The organism is Pseudomonas sp. OG7, assembly GCF_014192825.1.
Taxonomy (GTDB): domain Bacteria; phylum Pseudomonadota; class Gammaproteobacteria; order Pseudomonadales; family Pseudomonadaceae; genus Aquipseudomonas; species Aquipseudomonas monteilii.
On record NZ_JACHYK010000010.1, the window covers coordinates 69575 to 96160 of the forward strand.

The following is a 26586-nucleotide window of genomic DNA, read 5'->3' on the forward strand; positions in this document are numbered from 1 at the left end:
ACAACTGGCAGAAATGTCAGGTGGCCCGCTGCCATCAATCGCGGTAGAAGGTTTGCACCAGGTGGTAGCCGAACTTGCTCTTGATCGGCCCGTGCACCACGCGCAGCGGCTTTTTGAAGATTACCTGGTCAATGGCGCCGACCATCTGGCCCGGGCGGATTTCGCCCAGGTCGCCACCGCGCTTGCCTGATGGGCAAATGGAGAACTTTTTGGCCAGCACGTCGAAAGCCTCGCCGTTGGCGATGCGCTGCTTGAGCTTTTCGGCTTCGTCAGCGGTCTTGACCAGGATGTGGCGGGCTTGGGCTTTCATGGGGTACCTGTGCTTCGGGGAAAAGGGCGGCATTATGCCTGCTCGCGCAACTCCACGCGATCTCGAAACTGCTCCAGCGCTTGCGGGTTAGCAAGCGCGTCGGTGTTCTTCACCGGTAACCCATGCACCACATTGCGAACCGCCAACTCCACAAGCTTGCCGCTGATGGTACGTGGTATGTCACTGACCTGGGCAATCACCGCCGGCACGTGGCGGGGGGTGGTGAATTGGCGTATCACCTGGCGAATGCGCTGACGCAGGGCTTCATCGAGCAGCAGGCCGTCTTGCAGGCGTACGAACAGCACCACGCGCACATCGCCTTGCCAGTCCTGGCCGACGACCACGCTTTCCAGCACCTGTTCGACTTTCTCCACCTGGCGGTAGATCTCCGCCGTGCCAATGCGCACGCCGCCCGGGTTGAGCACGGCATCCGAGCGGCCGTGAATCACCAGGCCGCCATGGGTGCGCTGTTCGGCATAGTCGCCTTGGGCCCAAACCCCCGGGTACTGGCTGAAATAGGCGTCGCGGTAGCGGCTGCCGTCCGGGTCGTGCCAAAACCCCAAAGGCATGCTGGGAAAGTTGCGGGTACACACCAGCTCGCCTTTTTCGTCCTGCACCGGCTGGCCGTGCTCATTCCACACTTCCACCGCCATGCCCAGGCCCTTGCACTGGATTTCGCCACGGCGCACTGGCAGGGTCGGGTTGCCCAGCACGAAGCACGAGACAATGTCGGTACCGCCGGACATGGACGCCAGGCACAGGTCAGCCTTGATCTTGCTGTACACGTAGTCATAGCTGTGGGGTGACAGCGGCGAGCCGGTAGACAGCAGCAATCGCAGGCTGGCCAGGTTGTGGCTGGCTGCAGGCTCAAGGCCCGCCTGTTCCAGCGCTGCCAGGTACTTGGGGCTGGTCCCGAAGGCGTGGATGCCCTCGGCGTCGATCAGGTCCAGCAGCCGTTCGGGGCCGGGGTGAAACGGCGAGCCGTCGTACAGCACCAGCGTGGCGCCTATTGCCAGGCCGCTGGCCAGCCAGTTCCACATCATCCAGCCGCAGGTGGTGTAGTAGAACAACACGTCATCGGCTTTCAGGTCGTTGTGCAGGCCGTGTTCCTTGAGGTGCTGCAGCAACACGCCACCGGCGCGGTGGACGATGCACTTGGGCACGCCGGTGGTGCCGCTGGAGTAGAGGATGTACAGCGGGTGGTCAAACGGCAGCGGGGTGAAGCGCGGTTCGCCACCGGGCTGGTAGACGTCATCCCACAGGCTCACCCGGGCTGCATGGAACTCGTCGAGGCGAGTGCCGCTGCGGGTATGAGGCACTACGATCAGTTGCTCCAGGCTCGGCAGCTGCTCGCACACCTGGTTGATCTTGACCACCTGATCGATGTCTTTTCCAGCGTATTGATAGCCGGCACAGACGATCAGCAGTTTGGGCGCAATCTGGCCGAAACGGTCGATGATGCCATGCACGCCGAACTCGGGCGAAGAGGTCGACCAGATCGCGCCCAGGCTGGTGCAGGCAAGCATGGCCACCAGTGTTTGCCAGGTATTGGGCATCACGGCAGCCACACGGTCGCCTGCGACGATGCCTGCGGCCTTGAACGCCGCTTGCAACCCCGCTACATGGGCGGCCAGCTGGGCGTGGGTGAACGCCTGGCGGTGGCCATCCTCGCGTATGGAAACGACGGCCGGGCGGTCGTCGCGACGGCGCAGCAGGTGTTCGGAGAAGTTCAGGCTGGCGTTGGCGAACCACTGCGCTTCGGGCATTTGTGGCCCTTCACTCAGCACTTGGCTCGGCGGGGTGTGCCAGCGCACGTGGAAATAGTCGGCAAGGGTCTGCCAGAAGGCGGCCCGCTGTTCGATGCTCCAGCGGTGCAGCGCCTGGTAGTCGGTGAGTTGCAGGTTGTAGCGCAGGTTGACCCGTCGGCGGAAGGCATCCATCCGGCTGGCCTCGATCTGCGCCGTGGAGGGGCGCCAGAGCACATCGTTCATGCGGTTCCTCCCGTTACTGCCAACTGCGGGCTTGTTCTTTGTGGGACAGGTATCCGCTATCCCCTGTGGGAGCGCAAGCTTTCAGATGCCGAGCAAGGCCGTGCTTACTCTACTTTAGCCTTTTGCACGTCCTGCGATGCCGACCACACGCGGTAGCGGACTTCGACATCCTTGGGCACATACACCACCACTGGCAATTTGCTGTTGTAGCGCAGCAGGAAGCCGTCACCGACCACCGGCACGAAGGCCTCGGTCTTTTTGCCATCCGGGCAGGCCATCAGCGTGCTGGCCGGGCCGCTGACCTTGTCCAGGCGGTAGTAGTTGTAGCCCCAGCCTTCCAGGGTGCGTTCTTCCAGGTTGCCGCCCAGGCGTTGGCGATTGCAGTCCACCTGCAGCGTCATGCCGGCGAGGATTTCCAGTTTATAGGCCGACTCATCGGCCTGTGCCGGCAGGTGGATCACCTGCCGGGTGAAGCCTTTTTCTGCCTCGGGGTAGGGGGCGACGTCCTTCAGGCTGGCAGCCATCACAGGGGCTGCGGCAGCCAGGGTCAGGGCCAGAATCGCGGTCATCGGGGTAGGGCGCATAAGGCCTCCTTGCAAATAATCGAATGCGAGACCACCGCCAGGCCCAGGCTGCCCGTCACTGGGCCAACCAGCCACCATCGACGTTCCAGGCGGCGCCGCGAACCTGGCTTGCGGCCTCGCTGCACAAGAATAGTACCAGCTCACCCAGGTGTTCGGGGGTGACGAACGCCAGCGATGGTTGTTTCTCGGCCAGCAGATCATGCTGTGCCTGCAGCGGATCGCCACCGTTGGCAGCACGGTCGTCGATCTGCTTCTGCACCAGCGGGGTCAGCACCCAGCCTGGGCAGATGGCATTGCAGGTGACATTGCTGGTGGCCGTTTCCAGCCCGACCACCTTGGTCAGGCCGACCACACCATGTTTGGCCGCCACATAGGCTGCCTTGCCAGTCGAACCGACCAAGCCATGTACCGAAGCGATGTTGATGATGCGCCCCCAGTTGCGCGCGCGCATGCCCGGCAGCGCCAGCCGCGTGCCATGGAACACGGCCGACAGGTTGAGGGCGATGATCTTGTCCCAGCTTTCCTGCGGGAACTGCTCCACCGGCGCTACATGCTGGATGCCGGCATTGTTGACCAGAATGTCGACACCACCGAATTCGCGTTCGGCCAAGGCGAACAACGCTTCGATCTGGGCCACGTCCGACAGGTCGGCCGGGTGGTGAACGGCCTTCACCCCGTGCCGGCTGATCTCGGCCAGCGCCGGTGCCGGGTCGCCAAAGCCGTTGAGCACGATATCGGCGCCCGCGCGGGCCAGCACCTGGGCGATGCCCAGGCCGATGCCGCTGGTGGAACCGGTGACGAGTGCAGTCTTGCCTTTGAGGGTCATGCATAGCTCCTTAGACGATGCCAGTGGCGTAGAACGTGGCGATGACCACGAACACCGCCAGGGTCTTGATCAGGGTAATACCGAAAATGTCCTTGTAAGCCTCGCGGTGGGTCAGGCCGGTCACCGCCAGCAAGGTGATCACCGCGCCGTTGTGTGGCAGGGTGTCCATGCCACCGCTGGCCATGGCGGCCACCCGGTGCAGTACTTCGAGCGGGATGTTGGCGGCATGGGCGGCGGCGATGAACGTGTCGCCCATGGCCGCCAGGGCGATGCTCATGCCGCCCGAAGCGGAGCCTGTGATGCCGGCGAGCAAGGTCACGGTGATGGCTTCGTTGACCAGCGGGTTGGGGATGCCACGCAGGGCATCGGCCAGCACCAGAAAGCCTGGCAGCGAGGCGATCACTGCACCAAAGCCATATTCAGAAGCGGTATTCATGGCCGCCAGCAAGGCACCACCCACTGCGCTTTTGGTGCCTTCGGCAAGGCGCGCGCGGATGGCGCCAAAGGCACACACCAGCACCATGAGGATGCCCACCAGCAATGCCGCCTGCACTGCCCAGATGGCCGTGAGCTTGGCCACGTCGCTTTGCACTGGCGCGTTCATGCCGGGCAGTTGCAGGCTGTGGCTGGGGCCGTACCACTGCGGGATCCAGTGGGTGAACAGCAGGTTCATCACCCCCACCAGCAGCAGTGGCGCCAAGGCCAGCCAGGGGTTAGGCAGGGCCAGGTCGGCAGCGGTTTCCGGCTCATTGCGCAGGTCGGTGCCATAGCCTTCACCCGCACGCTGGGCTTTGTTGCGTTGGCGTTGCAAGTAGGCCATGCCGGTAAAGAACACGAACAACGTGCCGATCAGGCCCAGCCATGGCGCCGCCCAGGCGGTGGTGTTGAAGAAGGTGCTGGGGATGATGTTCTGGATTTGCGGGGTGCCCGGCAGGGCGTCCATGGTGAACGAGAACGCGCCCAAGGCGATGGTGGCGGGGATCAGGCGCTTGGGGATGTTGCTCTGGCGGAACATTTCGGCGGCGAACGGGTACACCGCGAACACCACCACGAACAGCGAGACACCGCCATAGGTGAGCAGGGCACAGACCAGCACGATTACCAGCATCGCCTGACGGGTGCCAAGCAGGCGGATGGCGGCGGCGACGATCGATCGGGAAAAGCCGGACAGTTCGATCAGCTTGCCAAATACTGCGCCCAGCAGGAACACCGGGAAATAGAGTTTGATGAAGCCCACCATTTTCTCCATGAACACCCCGGTGAACGCGGGGGCCACGGCAGAGGGGTCGGTGAGCAGGACGGCGCCGAGGGCGGCGATGGGGGCAAAGAGAATTACGCTGTAACCGCGATAGGCAGCCAGCATCAGCAGGGCCAGAGCGGCGAGGGCGATGAGCACGGTCATCGGGGTGGGTCTCCTGGGTGAGTCTTGTTTTTATCGGTGTGCAGGAGATAGCGGGAATCGTGCCAACATTTAAGTCATTGATTTATAGATGTTTTTTGTTTTTTCTAAAATATTTGTCTCTAATTCGAGATTTTTTTTCGCTTTGCGTCACTTCGAGGCACAAGGGCAAAGCCCTTGCCATAGTCTCAATATAGAAACTAGAGTCTCTAATCAGAGACTGAGTGCAACCATCTTCTTGTACAGGGTCGACCGTCCTAGCCCCAACGCCTTAGCAGCCTGCGGTACATTGCCCTCGCATTCTGCGAGTGCCTCGCCAATCAGCTTGCGCTCGAATGCCTCGCAGGCCTCCCGGTATGTCTGTCGCACCGGCCCGCCCGCTACCGGGCTCAACGGCCCCAATGCCGCACGCAAGTCCGCCCCCCCCAACCGTGGCTGATCCGCCAGCAATGTCGCGCGCTCCAGCACATTGCGCAGCTCGCGAATGTTCCCCGGCCATGCATGCCGCGCCAGCAGTTGTTGCGCTTCGGCCTCCAGCTCGTACTGGCTGCCCAGTTCACCCAGTATGGTCTCGCACAGCGCTGGCAAATCCTCCAGTCGCTCCCGCAGCGGCGGCACGTCGATCGGCAGCACATTCAGCCGGTAATACAGGTCGGCGCGAAACGCCCCACGGGCCATGGCCGCCTGCAGGTCGATGGAGGTGGCGGCAATGATGCGCACGTCGCTGCGCAGCATCTGGTTCGAGCCAACCGGCTCGTATTCCTTTTCCTGCAGCACGCGCAGCAGCTTGCTCTGCAGGGCTAGCGGCATGTCGCCGATCTCGTCGAGGAACAGCGTGCCGCCTTCGGCCAACTGCAGCTTGCCACTGCGGCCCTTGCGGTCGGCGCCGGTAAACGCACCCGGCGCGGTGCCGAAAAATTCGGCTTCCAGCAGCGTTTCAGGGATCGCTGCACTGTTGATGCTGACGAAGGCTTTGTGCGCCCGCGCCGAAGCCGCGTGGATGGCATGGGCCAGTAGCTCTTTGCCCGTACCGGTTTCGCCCAGCAACAACACCGGCGAATCGCTGCCCGCACCGCGCCGGGCGCGGCGCTTGGCTTCCAGGCTGGCAGCGCTGCTGCCCACGAACTGGGCGAAGCTGTACTTGGCTTGGCGGGCGCGCAGTTGCGAGCGGGTCGAGGCCAGTTCCTGCTGCATGCTGGCGTAGCGTTTAAGCAGTGGCGACAGGCTGCGCAGTTCGTCGAACAGGGCAAAGCCGATGGCACCGATCAGAGCGCCCTGGTCGTCGTGGATCGGCAGGCGCATCACCACCAAGGGCTCGTTCGGGGTGTCGAGCATGTCCAGCAGGATTGGCCGGCCATTGCTCACCACCTCGCGCATCAGGCTGCCCGGGATCACCGCTTCGCACGGCTGGCCGATGGCACTGGCGGCATCGGCCAGGCCAAAGCGCCGGGCGTAGCGTTCGTTCATCCAGACGATACGTGCATTGCGGTCAACGATGACCGTGCCTTCGCTGGACTGCTCGATAATCTCGAACAGCGAGTGAATTGCCAGTTGCCGTACCTGGGGGTAGTTCTTGAGGCTGTCGCTGTCGTGCATGGGGCAAATTCCGAATCATGTGAAGGCCGGGCCTGTAAAACCTAACCTCTGGGGTCGAATGCTTCGCGCAAGGCGTCCCCGATAAACACCAGCAACGACAAGATCACCGCCAGCGCGAAAAACGCGGTAAAGCCCAGCCATGGCGCCTCCAGGTGTTGCTTGCCCTGGGTCACCAACTCACCCAGCGAAGCACTCCCGGCCGGCATGCCAAACCCGAGGAAATCCAGTGCGGTCAGGGTCGTGATCGCCCCGGTCAGCATGAATGGCACGTAGGTCAGCGTGGCATTCATGGCGTTGGGCAAAATATGTCGCAGCATCACCTGGCTGTCCGGCAGGCCCAACGCCCGGGCTGCCTTTACATACTCCAGGTTGCGCCCACGCAGAAACTCGGCGCGTACCACATCGACCAACGTCAGCCAGGAGAACAGCGCCATGATCCCCAGCAACCACCAGAAATCCGGTTCGACAAAGCCGCTGAGGATGATCAGCAGGTACAGCACCGGCAAGCCTGACCACACTTCCAGCAGGCGCTGGCCGAGCAGGTCGACCCAACCGCCGTGGTAGCCCTGCAACGCGCCGGCTATCACGCCAATGAGCACGCTAACGACGGTCAGGGCAAAAGCGAACAGCAGCGATACCCGCGTGCCGTACAGTACCCGCGCCAGCACATCGCGCCCTTGATCGTCGGTACCCAACCAGTTGCTTGCACTTGGCGGGCTGGGGGTGGGTACTTGCAGGTCGTAGTTGGGGGTGTCAGCGCTGAACGGGATGGGCGCGAACAGCATCCAGCCGCCTTGTTCCGCGATCAGTTGGCGCACATACGCACTGCGGTAATCGGGCTGGAACGGCAATTGGCCACCAAACTGCTGCTCGGTGTAGCGTTTGAGTGCCGGCATGTAGAGCTCGCCCTTGTAGCCCAGCAGCAGGGGTTTATCGTTGGCCACCAGCTCTGCGCCCATGCTCAACAGCAACAGGCCGGCAAACAGCCACAGCGAGACCCAGCCCAGGCGGTTGCGGCGAAAGCGTTGCAGGCGACGGCGCGAGACGGGGGAAAGCATCAGTGCGCCCTCGTATCGAAGTCGATGCGAGGGTCGAGCAACGTGTACGACAGGTCCCCGATCAGGCGGATCAATAGGCCCGCCAGGGTGAAGAGGAACAGTGTGCCGAACACGACCGGGTAATCCCGCGACACTGCTGCGTCATAGCTCATGCGGCCCAGGCCATCGAGCGAAAAGATCACTTCGATCAGCAAGGAACCGGCGAAAAACACCGTTATCAGTGCCTGCGGCAAGCCCGCTACCACCAGCAGCATGGCATTGCGCAATACATGGCCATACAGCACCCGGCGTTCACTCAGGCCTTTGGCCCGGGCGGTGACGACGTATTGGCGGGAAATCTCGTCGAGGAAGGCGTTCTTGGTCAGCAACGTGAGGGTCGCGAAACCGCCAATCACCAAGGCGCCGACTGGCAGCACCAGGTGCCAGAAGTAGTCGGCAACCTTGCCCAGCAGGCTGAGTTCGTCAAAGTTGTCCGAAACCAGGCCACGCACCGGGAACCAGTTGAGCGAGGTCCCTCCGGCGAACAGCACGATCAGCAGCAAGGCGAACAGGAACGAGGGCAGGGCATAGCCGACCACGATCAGCGCGCTGCTCCAGGCATCGAACCGGCTGCCGTGGCGCACCGCCTTGCGTATGCCCAGCGGGATCGACACCAGGTAGGTGATCAGCGTGGCCCAGAAACCCAGCGACAGGGTGACCGGCAACTTGTCCAGGATCAGGTCCGTGACCTTGGCACCGCGGAAGAAACTGTTGCCGAAGTCCAGCCGGGCATACTGGCCCAGCATGAGCCACAAGCGCTCGGGGGCGGATTTGTCGAAACCGTACTGGCGCTTGATCTCCTCGATCAGTTTCGGGTCCAGGCCTCGTGTGGCGCGGGACTCACCGTGCACCACTTCGGCCCGCGCGCCGGGTGCACCGCCGCCAAGGCCTTGCAGACGCGCCACGGCCTGTTCTACCGGGCCACCCGGCGCAGCCTGGACGATGGCGAAGTTGACCAGCAGGATCGCCAGCAGGGTCGGGATGATCAACAACAGACGGCGCAAGATGTAGGTGGTCATCGCAAGGCCTTCTGGCGTTCGGCCATTTGCGCGTTGGTCAGCGGAGTGGGGCTGATCTCCCACCAGGTGTCCAGGCCTTCGTCATAGGCCGCCTGGACCTTGGGCAGGCCAAAGCGGTTCCACCAGGCGGTGGAGCTACCTGGCGGGTAGTAGTTGGGAATCCAGTAGTAGTTCCATTGCAGCACCCGGTCCAGGGCGCGGGCGTGCTGCAGCATGTCGGCCTGGGTGTCGGCCCGCACCAGGCCGTCGATCAGGCGGTCCACGGCCGGGTCTTGCAGCACCATCAGGTTGCTCGAGCCAGGGTCGTGGGCGGCTGCCGAGCCAAAGTAGTTGTACAACTCGGCACCCGGCGACAGGGTAACCGGGTAGCCGGTGACGATCATGTCGTAGTCGCGCGCCATCAGCCGGTTGACGTACTGGGCAGCGTCGACATTGCGGATGTTCAGGGTGACGCCGATCTGGGCCAGGTTGCGCTTCCACGGCAGCAGCAGGCGCTCCATGCCCGCCTGGCCGTTGAGGAAGGTGAAGGCCAGCGGTGTGCCGTCGCTGTTCACCAGGCGGTCGCCTTCGGGGTGCCAACCGGCTTGTTCAAGCAGGGCCAGGGCCTGCAACTGTTGTTTGCGGATGATCCCGGACCCGTCGGTGACCGGGGCGCTGAACACCGTGGTAAAAACTTCGCCTGGTACGTGGCCGCGCAACGGCTCCAGCAGCTTCAGTTCGCCGGCATCCGGCAACTTGCGGGCCGCCAGCGGGGTGTTGGAGAACACGCTTTGTTGGCGGATGTACATATTGCGCATCATCTGCCGGTTGCTCCACTCGTAGTCCCACAACATGCCCAGCGCCTGGCGCACCCGGCGGTCCTTGAACTGTGGCTGGTCGAGGTTGAACACGAAGCCTTGGGCCACTTGCGGTTTGGCCGGGCCAAGGTGGGCGCGTTGCAGGCGACCATCCTCCAGTTGCGCACCGTTGTAGCCCAGGGTGTAAGCGGTGGCGGAGAACTCACGGTTGTAGTCGTACCCCCCGCCTTTGAGCACCTGCCGGGCCACCTCGGTATCGCCGAAGTACTCGATGCGCAGCTTGTCGAAATTGTAGCGGCCACGGCTGGCGGGCAGGTCGCGCGCCCACCAGGTGGGGTCGCGTTCGAAGGTGATGCTGCGGCCGTTGTCGATGCGCCCGATGCGGTACGGGCCGCTGCCGACTGGCTTGTCAAAACCGGCACCGTTGACGAAGTCGCGTTGCTGCCAGTCGTGTTCGGGCATTACCGGCAGGCTGGCGAGGTCAAGGGCCAGGGTGCGGCCGTGCCCGGGCTTGAAGTCGAAGCGTACGCTGTGCGGGTTTTCCACGGTCACACCAGTGACGTCGGCGAACTGGGTGCGGTACTTGAGGCTGCCCTTGTTCATCAGCAGCTCGAAGGTGAAACGTACGTCTTCGGCACGCACCGGTTTGCCATCGGCGAAGGTGGCACGCGGGTCGATATTGAAACGTAGCCAGGCATCGTCGGGGCCGCGCTCCATGCTGTGGGCGATCAGGCCATAGACGGTATAGGGTTCATCGAACGAGCGCACGGCCAGTGGCGCATACAACAGGCCATCGACTTCGCTGACGCCAATGCCTTTGTCGATGTACGGCAGGATATGGTCGAACTGGCCGATCTCGATGGCCGAGCGGCGCAGGATGCCGCCCTTGGGGGCGTTAGGGTTGACGTAGTCGAAGTGCTGGAAGCTGGCGTTGTAGCGGGGAGCTTCACCGTAGACGGTGAGTGCGTGGGTGGGGGCGGCTTGGGCATTGAAAGCCAGACAAAGCAAGAGCAGGCCCCACAAACCCTGTGGGAGCGGGCGTGCCCGCGAATGCGTCGGCTCAGGCAACGAGGTTGTCTGGTCTGGCCTATTCGCGGGCACGCCCGCTCCCACACGGACTTTCATCGGCTGCGAGGACTTAGTCCTGGCGGCTGGTCACTTCCAGCAGGTGGTAGCCAAACTGGGTTTTCACCGGGCCTTGCACGGTGTTGACCGGAGCGCTGAACACCACGGTGTCGAATTCCTTGACCATCTGGCCTGGGCCGAACGAGCCCAGGTCACCGCCCTGACGGCTGGACGGGCAGGTGGAGTTGGCTTTGGCGATTTCAGCGAAGTCGGCGCCTGCTTCGATCTGGGCTTTGAGTTCGTTGCATTTATCGATGCTGCTGACCAGGATGTGGCGGGCGGTTGCACGGGCCATGGGTACTGCTCCTTGGGGTAAAAAGGCAAGCCTAGCGCACTTGCTTGGGGTATGTCTCGCCAGGCTTGCATCCTTCGTCTTACAGTTTTTGTGCCGCTTCGCGCAACAGGGTTTCGGTCGAGGTCCAGCCCAGGCAGCCGTCGGTGATCGACACGCCGTACTTCAGTACACCCTTGCCCAGCGCCTGACAGCCATCGAACAAATGCCCCTCGATCATCACGCCAACGAGCGAGCGGTCGCCGGCCAGGCGTTGCGCCAGCACATCGTTGAACACCGCTGGCTGGCGAGCCGGGTCCTTGCCGCTGTTGGCGTGGCTGCAATCGACCATGATTCGCGCCTGCACGCCAACCTTGGCCAGTGCCTGGCGGACCATGGCGATGCTGTTGGCATCGTAGTTGGGGCCTTTGTGGCCACCGCGCAGTACCAGGTGAGTGTCCGGGTTGCCCAGGGTTTCGATGATCGCCGGGTGGCCCTGCGCATCCATACCGAAGTGGCGGTGTGGGTGGGCGGCGCTGCGCATGGCGTCGCTGGCGATGGCGATGCCGCCGTCGGTGCCGTTCTTGAAGCCGACTGGCAGCTCCAGGCCGCTGACCATTTCCCGGTGAATCTGCGATTCGGTGGTGCGTGCGCCAATCGCGGCCCAGGCCAGCAGGTCGTCGAAGTAGCCGGCGGCCATCGGTTGCAGCAGCTCGGTGGCGATCGGCAGGCCGCGTTCGATCATGCTCAGCATCAACCCACGGGACAACGCGATGCCCGAGTGCATGTCGTCACTGCCATCGAGGTGCGGGTCGTAGGCGAGGCCTTTCCAGCCCACGGTAGTACGGGGTTTTTCGACGTAGGCGCGCATCACCAGCAGCAGCTTGTCGCTGACTTCACGGCTGAGAGCTGCCAGGCGGTCGGCGTACTCCAGGGCTGAACGAGGGTCGTGGATCGAGCAGGGGCCGACAATCACCAACAGGCGCGAATCGCGGCCTTCGAGGATGTCGCGGATGGCCTGACGGTGGGCATGGACTTGCTGGGTGAGTTCGCTGGACAGCGGCATTTGCTGCTTGAGCAGGTGCGGGCTGGGCAGGCGCTTGCTGACGGTGGTGTTGGCCGCTTGCGGCTGGGTCAGGGGCAGGGCGAGGCTGGAAGCTTGCATGGCGTTTTTCCCTGGGCGGACGGCGGGTTCTGGCCCGCGAGGTCGGCCCTATCGAGGTGTTCGACAGATCGTTGAATTCGTATTGGCTGTTGCATTGCCACCTGTGGAAGACCGGACGGAGGCGGCAGGCTGGCCCGAACGGGATTGGCTAAATCGCCAGGCATAGGTGTTTGCGTAGTAATAAGTGGCGTAGTTCATGAATCTGTCCTCAATGTGAATCGGTGTTGTTCAAAGGCCTGAAAAGCAAAACCCCCGGTCGGGGAGCCGACCGGGGGTTTGAGTATTCTCATGTTCGGCGGCCCCTCGAAGGTGGGCGCCGTGTGGGTATCGGCGCCTAGTGGCTAAACCAATACCCAAAGTAATAGCTGGCAGGTGCCACGCAGCCGGCAACGGCCAGCACAGGGCGCAGGGTGCGACCGGTGTGGTTGGCGTGGTTGCGGGTGTGTTTCGGCATGTTGCTCTCCAGTGAATGAGCCCGAGCTTACTTCAGTTCGGCCGGGCCATTCAATGGATGAATTAAATCTTTTGACTCAGAGTCGCTGCAAGCCCCGTAAATCAAGGGTTTCAGCCGTATATGAGGCATTTGCCCACACCGTGCGCATCCGACGTGTGGTACATCCAGAACGCCTTCAGGCCTCCAACTCGTATTGCTCAGCCCCGGTGCACAGGGCTTGCTCAGTCCCCAACAAATCCAAGGGTGTTCGCTCTGCGCTAGCACGTCCGCATTGCCTCGCCCGGTGCACAGTGGTGCGGGTGTCGGGCGGGGCGTGCACGGTCGTTTACGTCATGGCATCAGACAGGTGAGCCCGCTACCGCATTCCAATGCCGCTTCACAGTAGCGAGGCTGATACCTAGCGAGGCTGCTGCTGCCGATTGACTCAAGCCTTCGGCCTTTGCTGCCTGAACTTGTGCGGTCGTACCGGTAGCGGCGGGGCGCCCCAGCTTCTTGCCTTGAGCCTTGGCACGTTCCAGGCCTGCGGCGGTGCGCTCTATGAGCAGATCGCGCTCAAACTCAGCTACGGCACCCAGCACCTGCATGGTCATCTTGCCTGCTGCGCTGGTGAGGTCTACGCCCCCAAGGGCGAGGCAGTGCACCCGGATACCAGCCTGTGCGAGGCTCTCGACGGTCTGGCGTACGTCCATGGCGTTCCGCCCCAGGCGGTCCAGCTTAGTGACTATGAGTACGTCGCCACTCTCCATGCGCTCCAGCAGCTTCTTGAAGCCAGGGCGGTCGGCAGCCTGTGTACTACCCGATACTGTTTCAGTGATTACCCGCTGAGGCTCTACTGCAAAGCCAGCGGACCGTACCTCAAGGATTTGGTTATCGGTCGTCTGCTCTGCGGTACTCACTCGGGCGTACAGGAAGGTGCGGCTCATGGCGAATCCTCAGTGGTGTCATGTAACGTGGTGTCACTGCAGGATTGGCTCATAAACTCGTCAAGCATGTTTTATGATACCAGTAACGCTACCCGACCAGCGGTGTCATTTAACGGACGATTGATGACTCCTTGATGTTGGGCGTGGCAGGCACGCCCAATTGGTAGCCTACTTCTTACCCTTACCCTTACCTCCTTTGCCACCACCTGTAGGTTTCTTCTTATCCGTTTCCTTCACCGATTCCCGAGGGTTGCGCTTCGCCTGCTCCTCGGTGATGTATGTGCCGGATACTGCATCCCTATATCTCGTTGCCATACCTGCTCCTAGATCATTAAGCGCCACCATGGCGCCATCATTAAACCTAGACCAGAACGGGTGGTTCTTCATCCAGGCGCGGGCGCACGCTTGTGCACCCGCACGCGGGCAGGGGCACGGGGGCATGCGCGGGTGACAGTCACAGAGACCGCCTCGCCTGAGCACAATATTTTTAGGTTGCCAGTGCAGGCGGTGCGGCCAGGGCAGTGGGGCTACGCAGCAGGCAGAAAAGGGAAGCAGCCGCTAGGCCGCTTCCGATTCAGGGAGAATTCCCAGGTGCCGCTCCAGCGCTTCGATCAGCCGCACTTCCTCGGCATGCTCTTGCAGGATCTCGCGCAGCGTCCAGGCGGGAACACACTGCATGACCATATCCCACTTCGTGAACCCGCCGAGGTCTGTACCTTCCCAGTCAACCTGCACGTACACGCTGTAGTTCCGCGGCCAAATGCAGTGGTGCGCCATGCTCCTGTCATACGGCCAAGTCGGCTCGTTCGGGCTTCCGGCTGGCACGCTGGGGACGCCATTCACCAAGTGCCGCAGGCCACTCGCTGAGGTGTCACTGAGCACATACTCCTCATGCCATGGCTTGATCGCAGGCTTCGCATTCCGATCCACAACCGGTCTAGCGGCTGCGCCGCGTGCCCGGCTCATGACCGCGCCTCACGGTGGGCTGCTCGGTGTAGTGCCGCCATCGCTTCAGCAGCAAGGTATTTCTCGCCATTAAAGCCAATCACGTACACCCCTGCGTTGGTCTTGCTGCCAGCTACTTCGCCTGCGTCTCGACTGAACGTACCGCGCGCTCCATTCCACCGCTTCCAGCGCAGACCGCTAGGTGAGTCGAGGTCGAGGTAGAACGCCTCCTGCATTGCTGCCAGGACGGGCTTAGTGATCTTCGCTTTCATAATTCCTCCAGGCCCGCCCAGAGGGCAAGCATCAATGTTTGTTCGGTTTCAGATTCGATACGGCTTGGGCCACTGCCCGGACACACACGGCGAGGTCTCGGTCTTGCTGGAGCAGCGGGGCCATAACCTCACGGGCTTGGGCTGGATCACCGGACAGCAGTGCATCAACCGCCAGCATCAACGGCTCGGTGTCGAGCACCACGCTGCCAGCCCCGAGCACGCGACCGCCGACCAGGGTGTACCGGCCCACGGCGATGCTTCCCAGGCGTGACAAGGTGAGGGCTTGGTCTTGCAGACGCTGAGCTCGCAAATGTCGTTGCTGCCAGTTCTCCGATGCCGCTTCATCGGTGGGGATGTACACGGTGCCCACGCCAGGCACAGGCTTGAACACACGCTCAGGCCGCTGCACAGCGCAGCCGCGGCACGCAAGGTTCCGGGTGTACCGCTCGCTGCCACCGCACTCCGCGCACCGCCAATCGGCATCTGTGAAGGTCCTAGCGCCAGCCAGCACCGCCTCATATCGAGCAGGTTTCAGGCGCCGCATGCTGTCCAGCCGCCCTTGGTAGCCGGGATATCCGAGCCGCATCCGATCAAGGTCAGCTTGAGTTGGGTGCTGCCCACGCCGAAGCGCGGGCTTTTCGGTTCTCACAGTGCACTCCGAAGCTCATCAGCGAATACCACGCCGGTGTACGGGGCTGGCTTCGCTGCCTCCGACCGGGTGAGCATTACGTGGGCACGGGCAGCGATTGCGCGGGCCTTGCCCTTCTCGGATGCCTGGATCGGCAACCATTGCTGATCGACGTACACGCTCAGCACCCAGCCTTCATCAGGCTGCACGTCCAAGCTGTAGCTGCACCAGCCCGCTGCGTTCTTCCCGGCCTCGAATGTCACAGCGCCACGGGTGCGGCAGGCACCGGCCCAAGCATCAGCCAAGGCACGCCAATCGGTGCCACGGCCTTTGGCCAGCGCGGACACATCCACCTTATCCCCGGCGAGGTTCTGCGCCATTCCGCAGCGGTTCGAGTCCACCAGTTCCAGCAAGAACTTGAACTCCTCGCCGGTCAGTTGGCCCGCAGCCTGGATCGCTGCCACTTCACCCTGTACAGCGGTCAGCACGTTGCCCTGCCATTCGGTGTGTGCTTCCTCAGCTGCAAGGCGCTCTTGTGTCATCAGGTTGCGGAAGCGGTTGCCGATCAAGCTATCTACGGCATGGGCGGCAAACACCCGCAGGGAATAGCGCAGGTCATCGGCGGTCTTGATGTGTTCGCCCACGGCGTCATACAAGGCTCTGCTCAATCGCCCGCCGTTGCTGCGCAGCAGACCGGATACAGACTCGTCGGCAGGCACACCGCCCACACGGTACTGGCGAGCAGGCAGGGCGGCAGTGCTATCAATCCCGGCGATGCTGTCGGCCTGCGCCAGCAGCGTGTCCAGATCGGGCAGAACAACTGTCGGAGCCAGGGGGGCGGTGATCGGTAGCGCTGGAGTTTCATCCAGGCCCGACTCATCAAGGGCCAGTGGTGCCAGCAAGTCAGCATCGGACAGGTTCGCCAGTACGGCGAGGTGTGCAGCGGATGGGGTGAAATCAGTCATGGTCGTTCTCCTTTAAGCGGTTCGGGATTACTCGGCGGGTGTGGCGCGGTACAGGTCAGCGAACTCTTGACCTGTCGCCTGCGCGTCAGCATCGATGCCGGAGTTCCTGAAGTAGTAGGCAGCCAGCGCAATGTCGCCACGGGTCAGCTCTTTGCCTTCAAGCAGTTGCGCAATCTCTTGTTCGTACCGTGCCTTCACGGATGGGCGTGCGCCGCTGCGCAGATGCGAGGTCAGGAACTCCAGGCGCTGGCGGTCCTGATAGGTAAAGCTGGTTTTCTTGGCCATGGTTGGGCCTCCTGTTCTGATTCTGGATGGGTCTCGGACTACGCCGAAATCGAGGTTTCGGCCCACGGAATACGCGGGCTACAGAGGTGCGAAATTGGTGACTGGTACATATGCCTCAATCACCACTTTCATGCGCTTGGAGAGGCCATTACAGGCGCTGTGCGTGCCGGTCGAGGTACGCCCTGGCAGCGGTAGTACCGCATTGGAACTGCTCGTGCAGGTCGTGAACACCTGCGCCGGGATGCTCGGTGATGAAGGCTGCGATTGCCGCAGCACGGTCAACGGGCTGGGCTGGGGCTGGCTCTCGATACCGGTGGTTCAAGTTATCGGTGCGAGGCTTCGACTGGGGTTTACGGGTGCCGGTGATGAAGTCGAGCACAGCCGCACTACGGGCAGCTATCTCGCCCAGGTCTGGGCACAGGCCGGGGTTCTTCTCGCGCCAGTTGTAATACGCGCCCAGCGCCTTGGCGCTCGCTGGGATAAATCGAACGTTGCCGGTATCGCTGGGCGTGCAGCTGCATGCGATTACGCGATGCACGAGATTGGATGCTCGGTGGATGGTCAGAAAGTTCATGCAGTCCTCCTTGAGGTTGAACCGCAGGCACGGGCGAGCGCAGCCGGACACCGGAAGGTGGGCTGTCGCTGTACTGGGTTCGGGTTGAGGTGATCAGCCGGACGGCTAATCGCGGAGTAGGTGCTGGCGCCCAGCGAAGGAGAGGCGCTGTCGCCAGCGGCCATAGGCGGGGACCAACCAGCCTATGGCAGGGAAATCAGCCGATGCTGTCGGCGGGTTATTCTTCGTCGTCGAGGTGGGTGCCAGCGTGGTATCGGCGCAGCCAGTACGCCTCGGGCGATTCATACGGGACTTCCAGCCACCGCTGCACATCCTCCAGCGGCACCTCCAAGGCTTCGGCTATCTCGACTGCGGTGCTGCCTTCGTGCGCCATGCGCCGGGCTTCGAAGTCCGGATTCAGCTCGGAGTCGTCGATGATGAAGGTGCCGTCTGGCAGGGTGATGGTGGTCATGCTGGCTCCGGGTAGGCTGGCGTTGTTCAGAATTACAGTAGCAGGCTGATTCACCCAGTATGTTTTACCCTTAGGTTTTTTATTCGATTCAGGGGGTACATGTACCCCTTTCTGTACCCCGTCAGCGGCTTCGCTTGATGAACTGTTTAACAGTGTTCAGCTTCTGGCCGGTGGCATTGGCAATGGCAGTTGGGCCATCCCCATCGGCACTCATGCGCAGGGCGATGTCGTGCCAGTGCTCTCCAGTCTCAGTAACCGTCTGACGAGTTTCCAGCGCGGCCACCTGGGCCTTGAGTTTAGCCACCTCATCTTCCACCGCACTCAACCGCTGCCGGTCTTTTGTGTGGTCTGCGAGGCTGTATAAAGCGGCGACGGTTCCGGCAAGGGTGCCACCTGTAGCGGCATTTTCTTTGCGACGGGTCAGCACGCCTTGCTCGCGCATTGCTGCGCGGGCTGGGTGCTGCTCCTGTGCTCTCCATTCCGGGGCAATGTTCCGATTACTCTTGCTGGCAAGGCGGGTCGCTTCTCTGGCCGGGACACCAGCGTCACGCAGCATGGCTGCTGCACTTGGTCTTGTCCCGTCCAACATACAGGCGTCGTGGGCTGTCTTCATAACGTGGCGCACCTCGGGGACTGTGGCATAACGGGGTTTGAATCCAGCTGCTTGGAACACGGCCTTACGTTTGGCGGCAGCTTCTCGGTCGATACGGGCAAGATCAGAACCGACCGCATGGCGTTTGGGGCTCCAGCCGTCAAGGGTGCCGTGTTTCTCGAAGTGAGCCTGGGCGCTTTTGAGGGTGGCCGTAGGTACATTGCCGTTCATGCTGGGGAACGCATCTTGGGCTATCTTGATCGCTCGCATCTGCATCGCCCCGGACCACACTGCACTGCCCGGCTGGGCGAACTGCTCTGGCAAGTCGTCCACGTTTATTGAGTGGGTCCGATCTTCAAATATCGGTTCGCCATCAAACATTGGCTCCAGTACATCCAAGGCGTCTGATAAATCTGTCATTGGTCGTCTCCTTGTTCGTCGCCCTCCAATAGGCTATTAGCGGGAAGCTCCGCATCCTGTGCCGTTAGCCTCTCCCCCTCCTGCGCCAAGTGTCCTTCTATTACTCACCGGCACGGGTTCCCAGAGAAAGGTCATTGCGGGTGCTTGCCTGAGCAGGCACAGCACTGGCGTCTCTCCTTTCACATAAGTGTCTTTCTATTGCAGATTCACCTATTCACTAAGGGCGGAACTATTGCGAAGGCTCTAGATCAATGGCTCAAAGGGTGCTGTTTCGGCGCTGAGTTACCCCGGCAAGAATTCCCGAACCTTCGCCAGCAGTTCACGCGGGCGGTCCAGCGGTTGGCTCCCGCCGTAGATACTCGTGGCCTTCGATCCGGCAGGGGCGTGCCCAAGGATGCCGCCCACTTCCTCAGTGGTGGCGCCAACCGCTCGCAGCAGGTCCGCGCATGAATGCCGCTGGCTGTACAAAGTGAGGGCAGGGGTGTCGCCCAGAAATCGACGAAACACACGGGATAGCTGGTGTACACGAAGCCGTACACGCCTATTCCGGACAGTGCGCGAGCAGTCCGCTGCAAGGTCGAGGCCTGCCAGCACTGCCTTGAACAACGGCGCGTCGTCGGGGTGTACTGGCAGGTCGCGCCGGGATGCAGCGTTCTTACCGCCGCTCAGTGCCGCTTTAAACACAAGCTCCCGCTTACCCAGGATATCCACGCGCTCGCACAACGCGGCAGGCCCTTCCTGTAGTAGCTCGCCAGGGCGCAGGCCGTACCGGGCAAGGAGGATCGCAGCAGGGTAATGCGCTGGCACCTGCTCTTTGATGGCCTTGTGGATTTCTAGCATCTGTTCAAGTGGGATTGGGTCGCGCTGGTCTTTGCTCATCCCAGCGCCTGCACGTACAGCTTTGGCTACGGAGCCAGTCTTGGGCAAGGCCAGCCCACTCCAACCGGGCAGGCGTTTCAGCACCGTTACCAGCGCTGCGGCATCGACATGCACCGACGATGCGCGGCCACCTGCGGCTAGCTTCTCCGCGCAGTGCTGCATAATCCGCTCTAGCTGGGCATCGGAGGTGCTGGGCCACGCGAGCACACGTACGGCGAGCCCTCGCACTTTGCTGGCGCGACCAGGGCCAACTCCGGTGCAGTATTCTGTTAGGACTTCTTCAAAGGCCTCAGCAGTATGACTGCCGTCCTGCGATGTGGTGTCCGCTACCGGGGTTGGAGTGGGAACGCGCTCGACTCGGACGGGCATCGGGTCGCCCGCTAGCACGCGCTCCACTGCGTTTAGAGCGGCTTTCGCTACCATAGGGTGCATCTGGACGCCCGGAGGCATTCTGCCTTGTACATGCGCTCTCAGAGCTATCTGCTGCGTCTCAGCGTGGGCCTGCCAACCCGGCCTCTGCATCCTTTCCACGAGGTCTAGCGTCACAGTCCGCACTACAGAGTCCAGGCTGGCCAGTACATCGGTGGCGGTGGGCTGGCCCGGTGCAGGGGTGGGGACGCCCTCGGTTTCTCGGGATGCGCTCGATGCCAGTGCCTCTTCGCAGATACGGTCGAACTCGACGGACAGCACCCGTGCCAGCTTCGATGCCTCGGTGCGGTCGGCAGTGCCCAAGGCTTTACGGTACTCAGATCGGCCAATCAGGCTCGCTACTTCGCTGGGGAATCTTCTGCGGTAGCTGTACCTGCCGTCGCGGCGGGATAGGTAGGACATGCTTGTAGCTCCGGGGCACGTGGCACAGGCACGAGTACGCTGCACAGGGCAGGGAAACGTGCATGAGCAGGGGCGCGTGTGTCACAAGGGAACACGCTGTAAGGCCCTGAATATAGGGCCCCGGAGGCTGGGCCGCTAGATCAGTGTGTCACGCGGCTTCAATGGATAAATGCTATAGGGTTGATCATTTGTTTTTGTACTGGCTGGTTCAATGACCGTAACGCCCGACCTAGTGGCTGTCTTGGTCCTCTGCAGTGCCTCCGGTGTGCCCCGCACCGGAGCCGGTAGCCTCGCCGGTGCTGTTGGAGCCGCCGCTGGCGCCGTCGGCGGCATCGGTGTTGTTGCCGGCGTCGCTGCTGTCGTTGCTTTTACCACTGCCGGGGCTGTTGACGCTGCTGCCCTCACCAGCCGTCTTGCCGCCAGACTGATCGGTCTGTGGGCGACTGTCGGTGTTGGTGTGTGTGTCGGTGTTGGTGGCAGCGAAGGCGGTGCCGGTGAGGCTGGTCAGGGCCAGCGCGAGGTACAGGGAAAGCGGACGAATGCGGATCATGGGAAGTCTCCTTTGCGGATGATCTGTCATTCGTTTGGCCAAGTGCGGGGAGCGGGGTGCGCTTTGGGCGACGAGCGGTAACTTCAGGGGCCGCACTGCGGCCCCTGGGATCAATGAGATTCCGAGCGCTGTGCTGGTGCCGGGTTTTCTACCGGCTCCAGCGGCGGATGCTCCTGCGCGGCGTGCATCAGGTCTTCGGTCACGCGCAGCTCGGCGCCGGTTGGCGAGAAGGTGGTCGAAGCCGTAAACGGTGCCGGGTGCTCCGCCGCCGGGCGTTTGCCACGGCGCCACATGAAGAAGCACACCATGCCCAGGTTGACCACGGCAAAGGCCCAGAACAGGCCGGCTTCGCCAAACTCGGTCATCATCGGCGACATGGCGACCGGCGCCATGGCAGAGCCCAGCGAGTTGATCAGCAGCAGGCCCTGAATCATCGGTACCAGCGCATCGGACGGCGCCCGGTCGGCGGCATGGCTGACCGCCACCGGGTACAGGGTGAACACGCCACCACCCAGCAGGAACAGCATGGCTGGCAGCAGGAACGAGTCCGACGGCAGGAACACCGTGACCAGCGACAGCACCACACACAGCGCAGCCAGGGCGATCAGCACATCCTGGCGGTCCTTGCGGTCGGACCAGCGCCCGACCGGGTATTGCAGCAGCATGGCGCCGAGGATCACCCAAGCCATCATGTTACCGACCTCGCCCACCTCCAGGCCGATGCGTTGCAGGTACAGCGGCAGCAGGGAATAGATCCCGGCAATGGCCACACCCGAACCGAAGCAGCCCACCAGGCCCGACGGTGCTACACCCAGCAGCTGGCGGGGTTTGAGCGGTTCGACCTGGTCCAGCAGGGGCGATACCCGCGGCAAGATCACGATAGGCAGCACCGACAGCGCAGCCAGTACGCCAGCCAGCATGAAGGGGGCGGTGTCACCCAGTTGGGTGATTTCGCCAAGGCCGGCCTGGGCGATTACCCCGGCGCCGTAGAAGGCGATCATGTACAGCGCGAGCAGGCGCCCGCGAATCTTGGCGTCGCCGGCCAGCAGCAGCCAGCTTTCGATCACCAGGAACACGCCGACCGCTGCCCAGCCGTTGATCAGGCGCAGCACAGACCACCAGGTGACGTCGTAGAACAACCCTTGCAGCAGGATGGTCGCGGCGATCAGCGAAGCGAAGCTGGTGTAGGCGCGGATGTGGCCGATGCGCAAGATCAGCCGGTCGTTGAAGATTGCACCCAGGGTCAGGCCGATGAAGTAGGTCGACGAGACAATGCCGATGGTGGTGGCTGATTCACCGGCAGCGCCCAGGCGCAGGGTGGTCAGGGAAGACATGAAGCCGTTGCCCAGGGCAATGATGAACAACCCGAGCAGGGGCGCCAGCGCCATGGCCAGCAAACGCGGAGACATACGTACCTCTAGTTGGATGAGCGGAATGAGCGCCTTCTCGGACGCGCACGCCGGCCCGACCCGGCAAGGGGCGAGTGGCTACACGGATGCGACCTGGGCAAGACTCAACCGCTGGGCCCTTTGGGAAATGGGCCGTGCGGGGAGGGTTGAGCCTATTTCACATGTGCGTTCATGTGTTCAGGCACGGACTCTGTCATTGCTGCCGGTTGCCACCGTTCAAGGCGACGGGCGAAAAGGAGGCGCGATTCTACGGGCTTGCGCGGTTTTGCCCAAGGGGCATTGGCGTGCGACGAGACGCCGCAGTCTGTGGGCGACATGAATGTGTCTTTGGCAGACAAGCCAGTGCTGCAGGGCAAACCCGGTAATCCACTATCTGTCCCGCAGTTGCCATCCTTGATGGGTCAGCACCATGGCCCGGGTATCTTTGAGCGGCGTCGCATGACTGGCCACAGCCTTGCCCAGTTCGGCAATGCTGGCTTTGACCTGTTCATCACCGGCCCATGCCGGTAGCTCGGTAATTGTGTAGGCATAGGTCACATTCGATGTCTTTTGTCCCGTGGCTTCGCTTGGCGCGCTGAACTGTTCGATCGCTGTTACCTGCGCCTTGCCAAAGCAAAGGCCGTGGTCCGCCTTGTAATACTTGCGGCCTTCGTCGGTAAGCGCATAGGCATAGTAAATGTCCGTACGTGCCGGTTGCCACAGCCGGGCAGGCACCTCGGTGCGCGAGATTTCCTTCTCACTGACCACGCCCACCTTGGCCAAGGCATGCAGCGCCTTGTTGGTGCCGTGCAGGTCGAAGTCCTGTGTCTTGGTGGGGAATGAGCTGATGACGAAGCAGTGCGGATACTGGGTGTCGAGGTAGGCCTGGGCGGCTTTCTTGAAACTGGCCTCGGAGGTGTCGTTGCTGTCGGAGCAACCTGCCAGGGTTGCCAGCAGCGCCAGCGGCATGATCTTCCTGTACATGGTGAAACGTCCTTGAATGGCGAAGATAAAACCGATGGCTGCAGATTAGAACCCACGGGTTAGAGCGGCGCAATCGTGGCAAGACGGCATCGCTATGGCTCACCTCGGGTATCGATACTGACGACCACCGACATGCCTGGGCGCAGTCGCCTGGCGTCGTCCTGGCCGGCATCCACAGTAATGCGCACCGGAATCCGCTGGGCGATCTTGACGAAGTTGCCAGTGGCATTGTCTGCCTGCAGCAGGGCGAACTCCGAGCCGGTGGCTGGCGATATCTGCTGCACGTGCCCCTGCAACTTCAGGTGGTTCAGGGCATCCACGGTGAACGTCACCGGCTGGCCGATGCGTACATTGGCCATTTGGGTTTCCTTCATGTTGGCGATGACCCACAAGGTGTCGGGTACCAGCGCCATCAACTGCGCGCCAGAGTTCACATAAGCCCCCAGGCGTGTGCCGATTTGCCCCAGCTGGCCGTCGCGCGGGGCAGTGACGCGGGTATTGTCGAGGTCGATGCGCGCCAGTTCCACGGCCGCCTTGGCATTCTCTACCGATGCTTCCAGCGCTGCCCGGTTGACCACCACCGTTTCACGGTCCTGGCGGGCGATTTCCAGCGCTGCCTTGGCCTGGGCCAGGCTGGCGACCGCTGCCGCTTCGCTGGCACGGGCCAGGTCCAGGTCGCGCCGCGACACCGAGCCGTCGTTGACCAGCGCCTGGTTGCGGCTCAGGTCGGCTTTGGCCTTGATCGCCTGGGCCATCGCATCGCCGATGGCCGCCTGGCGCTGGGCGATGGTGGCTTCGGCACTGTTGCGCTGCTGCAGGTTGTTGGCCAGGGCTGCCTGTTGTTGCTGCAGTTGGGCGATGGCCTGGGCCAGGCGCTGTTTGTAGATGCGGTCGTCCAGTTGCACCAAGAGGTCACCGGCCTTGACGAACTGGAAGTCGTGCACCGGCACGTCGACAATGTAGCCACTCAGTTGTGGGCCGATGATAGTCACCTGGCCGCGTACCAGCGCATTCTCGGTACTTTCGATGGCGCTGCCGAACGGTGGCAGGCGCCAGGCATACAGCACCAGCAGGATGCCGGCCAGGACCACGCAGGCGAAACTGATTGACGAGAGGATGCGTACCCGCCGCGAACGTACCGGGCTGGTCGGCTCGCTGGGCGGTGTGGCACCTTCCGGGGTTTCGGCAATGGCAGTGGTGGTCGTGGTGCGGGTGTCGTCGGTCATCGGTTGGGCGCGCCGGGGGTGGAGTCGGTGAGGGTGGCCTGGCGTTTTGCGTACCAGAGCCAGGTGCTACGGATGCAGATCCAGACCATAGTCAGGATAGCGATACTGCCAATCAGCACGAACACGTCGTTGTACGCCATGATGTTCGCCTCGCGGGTGGCGGCGCTGGCCAGCAGGCGCATGCCGGCTTCGCTACGCAGGGCCGGGTCGGCGATGATGCCGCCGTAACCGCTGCCGCCGCTCTGCACACGCGCATTGACCAGGGGTTCGAGGTAGCTGAGGCGGTCCAGCAGGTGGCTGGAATGGAATTTTTCCCGCCAGATCTGGAAGGTGCCCAGCAGCGCCGCGCCAATCAGGCCGCCGAGGTTGTTGCAGATGCCGAACAGTACCGAAAAGCTCACCAGGTTGCGTGGGTTGGCGCGCACATGGCTGATGCCCAAGGCCATCGACGGGCCAAGAAAGAAGGTGCTGCCAAAAGCCAGCAGAAACTGGCTGAAGTACATTTGTGCCGGACGCGTGAGGTTGCTGGAGCTGCTGTCCATGAAGGCGCCGGCAGCCATGGCCAGCAACGAGACGAACAGCGGAATCACCAGGTGGTTGGGGTTGATGGTGAGGGCGCTGCTGGCCAGGCCTGCCACGGCACCCAGCAGCATGACCCAGTACAGCGTGCGCATTTGCTCGCTGCCCATGTTCAGCGCCTGCAAAAAGCCGACTGCGCCCGTTGACTGTTCGGATGTGACCATGCGGATCAACACCACGCACAGCGCCAGGCGAATGACTGCACCGCTGCCCAGCCAATGGGTCATCAACAACGGGTTCCGCCGGTTGTGCTCGATGGCCAGGCCGCTGAAGAGCAGGCCGATCGAGGCCGCCAGCGCCACGCCGATCCACGGCGCCTCCAGCCACCAGTCGATGCGCCCCAGCGACAGCACGGCGCAAAGCAGGGCTGTGCCACTGGCGATCAGGGTGAAGGTGAGGAAGTCCAGGGGCTCGAAGGTCTTGAAGCGGTCACCGGGTGGCAACTTGAGCATCAACACGCAACCCAGCGCGGCCAGCGCCAGGCCCAGCTCGAACAGGTACAGGCCACGCCATTCGGCGATTTGCAGCAGGTCTTCGGAAAAGATGCGTGCCAGCGGCAGTGCCAGCTGCGAGGCGCCCAGGCCCAGCACCATCGCCTTGAGCCGCCATTGCGCCGGGAACGCCTGGATCATGTAATACAGCCCCAGCGAGCTGAGCGCGGCGCCGACCATGCCGTGGGCCGCCCGTACCGCGATGGCCGAGTTGAGGTCGTTGACCAGCAGGTGGGCGAAGGTGACCAGGGCATACAGCACCAAGAACACCTCGGTGAAGGCCCGCAGGCCGAACTGTTGGCGAAACTTCACCAGCAGCAGGTTGATGGACACGTTGGTCATGACGTAGGCGGCAGGCAGCCAGGCCATTTCTGCCGTGGTCGCGCCCAAGGCGCCTTGCAGGAACACCAGGTTGGCGGTGACCAACGCGTTGCCAAGGCCGCCGGTGATTGCGACCAGCAGGCCGACCACGCCATAGGCCAGGCGCTTGGCTGGCGAATGCAGGGGCGTGGAGGGGGAGCCCGGCAGGCTGGGCTTTTCGTGGGGAAGCCACTGGCGTGGGGCGTACTTGTCCATGGGCAGACTGTACTTGAGCGGCGGTTGCTGCTGCTAGGTGCATGCCTTGGTTTTTGTGGTGGCATTGAGATCGTGTGCATGAACATCGCACCGGTCAGCAGCCGCAGGCCGTCCACCGGCTCACCGAACACATTCAGCTCCACCCCCTTGTTGACCTGTTCGCCGTCCATGTTGAAGGTGTCCTGCTGCGAACGACACATGTTCCCAGGGCTTGATCACCAGGCCATACACCGGGGTAGTGATGGATTCGTCGTAAGGCGTGTTGCGCGCACCGGTGCCGGTCGCCCAGCTGTCGACGCTGATCGATTGCCGCCGTACGCCCACGGTCAGCGGTGCCCTACTGCAACTGCCCTAGCCAACCCTGCAGCCAGCCGTGGTGCTCGGTGTACAGCG

25 protein-coding genes and 1 pseudogene are annotated in these 26586 nt (G+C 62.6%); all 26 read right to left on the reverse strand.

All coding sequences use genetic code 11. From position 1 onward, the window contains the following. Positions 1-34: 34 nt before the first annotated feature. On the reverse strand, positions 35-310 hold the full coding sequence (locus tag FHW75_RS22840; protein ID WP_016715601.1) for a peptidylprolyl isomerase: 276 nt from the start codon (positions 308-310) through the stop codon (positions 35-37). 32 nt (positions 311-342) lie between these two features. Beyond that, positions 343-2301, reverse strand: a complete 1959-nt coding sequence (locus FHW75_RS22845; protein ID WP_183674649.1) for an acetoacetate--CoA ligase — start codon at positions 2299-2301, stop codon at positions 343-345. 104 nt (positions 2302-2405) lie between these two features. Further along, a complete protein-coding gene (gene eco / locus FHW75_RS22850; protein ID WP_159266235.1) occupies positions 2406-2885 on the reverse strand; it encodes a serine protease inhibitor ecotin in 480 nt (159 codons plus the stop codon). 55 nt (positions 2886-2940) lie between these two features. Further along, positions 2941-3711, reverse strand: a complete 771-nt coding sequence (hbdH, locus tag FHW75_RS22855) for a 3-hydroxybutyrate dehydrogenase (protein ID WP_019098693.1) — start codon at positions 3709-3711, stop codon at positions 2941-2943. 10 nt (positions 3712-3721) lie between these two features. Further along, the gene (locus FHW75_RS22860; protein WP_183674652.1) at positions 3722-5113 is read right to left on the reverse strand and encodes a GntP family permease; all 1392 of its coding nucleotides are present in this window, start codon (positions 5111-5113) and stop codon (positions 3722-3724) included. A gap of 210 nt (positions 5114-5323) precedes the next feature. Continuing rightward, positions 5324-6706: a sigma-54-dependent Fis family transcriptional regulator gene (locus FHW75_RS22865; protein ID WP_027615532.1), complete on the reverse strand. Its 1383-nt coding sequence runs from the start codon at positions 6704-6706 to the stop codon at positions 5324-5326. Between the two features lie 41 nt (positions 6707-6747). Then, positions 6748-7764, reverse strand: coding sequence for an ABC transporter permease (locus tag FHW75_RS22870; protein ID WP_016715595.1), 1017 nt, complete (start codon positions 7762-7764; stop codon positions 6748-6750). Continuing rightward, positions 7764-8822: a microcin C ABC transporter permease YejB gene (locus tag FHW75_RS22875; protein WP_183674655.1), complete on the reverse strand. Its 1059-nt coding sequence runs from the start codon at positions 8820-8822 to the stop codon at positions 7764-7766. Before FHW75_RS22875 ends, FHW75_RS22870 begins: the two co-directional genes overlap by 1 nt. Further along, positions 8819-10618, reverse strand: a complete 1800-nt coding sequence (locus FHW75_RS22880) for an extracellular solute-binding protein (RefSeq protein ID WP_183674792.1) — start codon at positions 10616-10618, stop codon at positions 8819-8821. The genes FHW75_RS22875 and FHW75_RS22880 overlap by 4 nt, the downstream gene beginning before the upstream one ends. 139 nt (positions 10619-10757) lie before the next feature. Then, positions 10758-11039 carry a peptidylprolyl isomerase gene (locus FHW75_RS22885; RefSeq protein ID WP_016715592.1) on the reverse strand — a complete coding sequence of 94 codons (282 nt, stop codon included), beginning with the start codon at positions 11037-11039 and terminating at the stop codon, positions 10758-10760. A gap of 79 nt (positions 11040-11118) precedes the next feature. Continuing rightward, positions 11119-12180 (reverse strand): 3-deoxy-7-phosphoheptulonate synthase, encoded by a 1062-nt coding sequence (locus FHW75_RS22890; protein ID WP_183674658.1) that lies wholly within the window; start codon positions 12178-12180, stop codon positions 11119-11121. A gap of 792 nt (positions 12181-12972) precedes the next feature. Beyond that, complete coding sequence (locus tag FHW75_RS22895) at positions 12973-13557, reverse strand: recombinase family protein (protein WP_183674661.1); 585 nt, start codon at positions 13555-13557, stop codon at positions 12973-12975. Between the two features lie 962 nt (positions 13558-14519). Then, entirely contained in the window at positions 14520-14774 is a 255-nt protein-coding gene (locus tag FHW75_RS22905) for a hypothetical protein (protein WP_183674667.1), read from the reverse strand. Positions 14775-14805: 31 nt separating this feature from the next. Beyond that, the gene (locus tag FHW75_RS26885) at positions 14806-15165 is read right to left on the reverse strand and encodes a hypothetical protein (RefSeq protein WP_311650650.1); all 360 of its coding nucleotides are present in this window, start codon (positions 15163-15165) and stop codon (positions 14806-14808) included. A gap of 254 nt (positions 15166-15419) precedes the next feature. Further along, positions 15420-16367 carry a hypothetical protein gene (locus FHW75_RS22915; protein ID WP_183674673.1) on the reverse strand — a complete coding sequence of 316 codons (948 nt, stop codon included), beginning with the start codon at positions 16365-16367 and terminating at the stop codon, positions 15420-15422. A gap of 27 nt (positions 16368-16394) precedes the next feature. Beyond that, entirely contained in the window at positions 16395-16652 is a 258-nt protein-coding gene (locus tag FHW75_RS22920) for a hypothetical protein (protein ID WP_085664151.1), read from the reverse strand. Positions 16653-16800: 148 nt separating this feature from the next. After that, positions 16801-17226, reverse strand: coding sequence for a hypothetical protein (locus FHW75_RS22925; protein ID WP_183674676.1), 426 nt, complete (start codon positions 17224-17226; stop codon positions 16801-16803). 217 nt (positions 17227-17443) lie between these two features. Beyond that, on the reverse strand, positions 17444-17677 hold the full coding sequence (locus FHW75_RS22930; RefSeq protein WP_183674679.1) for a hypothetical protein: 234 nt from the start codon (positions 17675-17677) through the stop codon (positions 17444-17446). Positions 17678-17798: 121 nt separating this feature from the next. Next, positions 17799-18689, reverse strand: coding sequence for a helix-turn-helix domain-containing protein (locus FHW75_RS22935; protein WP_260308837.1), 891 nt, complete (start codon positions 18687-18689; stop codon positions 17799-17801). Between the two features lie 282 nt (positions 18690-18971). Continuing rightward, positions 18972-20399, reverse strand: coding sequence for a DUF6538 domain-containing protein (locus FHW75_RS22940; protein WP_183674682.1), 1428 nt, complete (start codon positions 20397-20399; stop codon positions 18972-18974). A 229-nt stretch (positions 20400-20628) separates the two neighbouring features. Further along, positions 20629-20949, reverse strand: a complete 321-nt coding sequence (locus FHW75_RS22945; RefSeq protein ID WP_019098697.1) for a hypothetical protein — start codon at positions 20947-20949, stop codon at positions 20629-20631. 110 nt (positions 20950-21059) lie between these two features. Next, on the reverse strand, positions 21060-22358 hold the full coding sequence (locus FHW75_RS22950) for an MFS transporter (protein ID WP_016715588.1): 1299 nt from the start codon (positions 22356-22358) through the stop codon (positions 21060-21062). Between the two features lie 369 nt (positions 22359-22727). After that, on the reverse strand, positions 22728-23321 hold the full coding sequence (locus tag FHW75_RS22955) for a hypothetical protein (RefSeq protein WP_183674685.1): 594 nt from the start codon (positions 23319-23321) through the stop codon (positions 22728-22730). Positions 23322-23413: 92 nt separating this feature from the next. Continuing rightward, the gene (locus tag FHW75_RS22960) at positions 23414-24547 is read right to left on the reverse strand and encodes an HlyD family secretion protein (RefSeq protein WP_183674688.1); all 1134 of its coding nucleotides are present in this window, start codon (positions 24545-24547) and stop codon (positions 23414-23416) included. Then, positions 24544-26193: an MFS transporter gene (locus FHW75_RS22965; RefSeq protein ID WP_183674690.1), complete on the reverse strand. Its 1650-nt coding sequence runs from the start codon at positions 26191-26193 to the stop codon at positions 24544-24546. Before FHW75_RS22965 ends, FHW75_RS22960 begins: the two co-directional genes overlap by 4 nt. 71 nt (positions 26194-26264) lie before the next feature. After that, positions 26265-26532, reverse strand: a pseudogene (locus FHW75_RS26890) (TonB-dependent siderophore receptor); the annotation flags it as partial. Positions 26533-26586 lie beyond the last annotated feature (54 nt).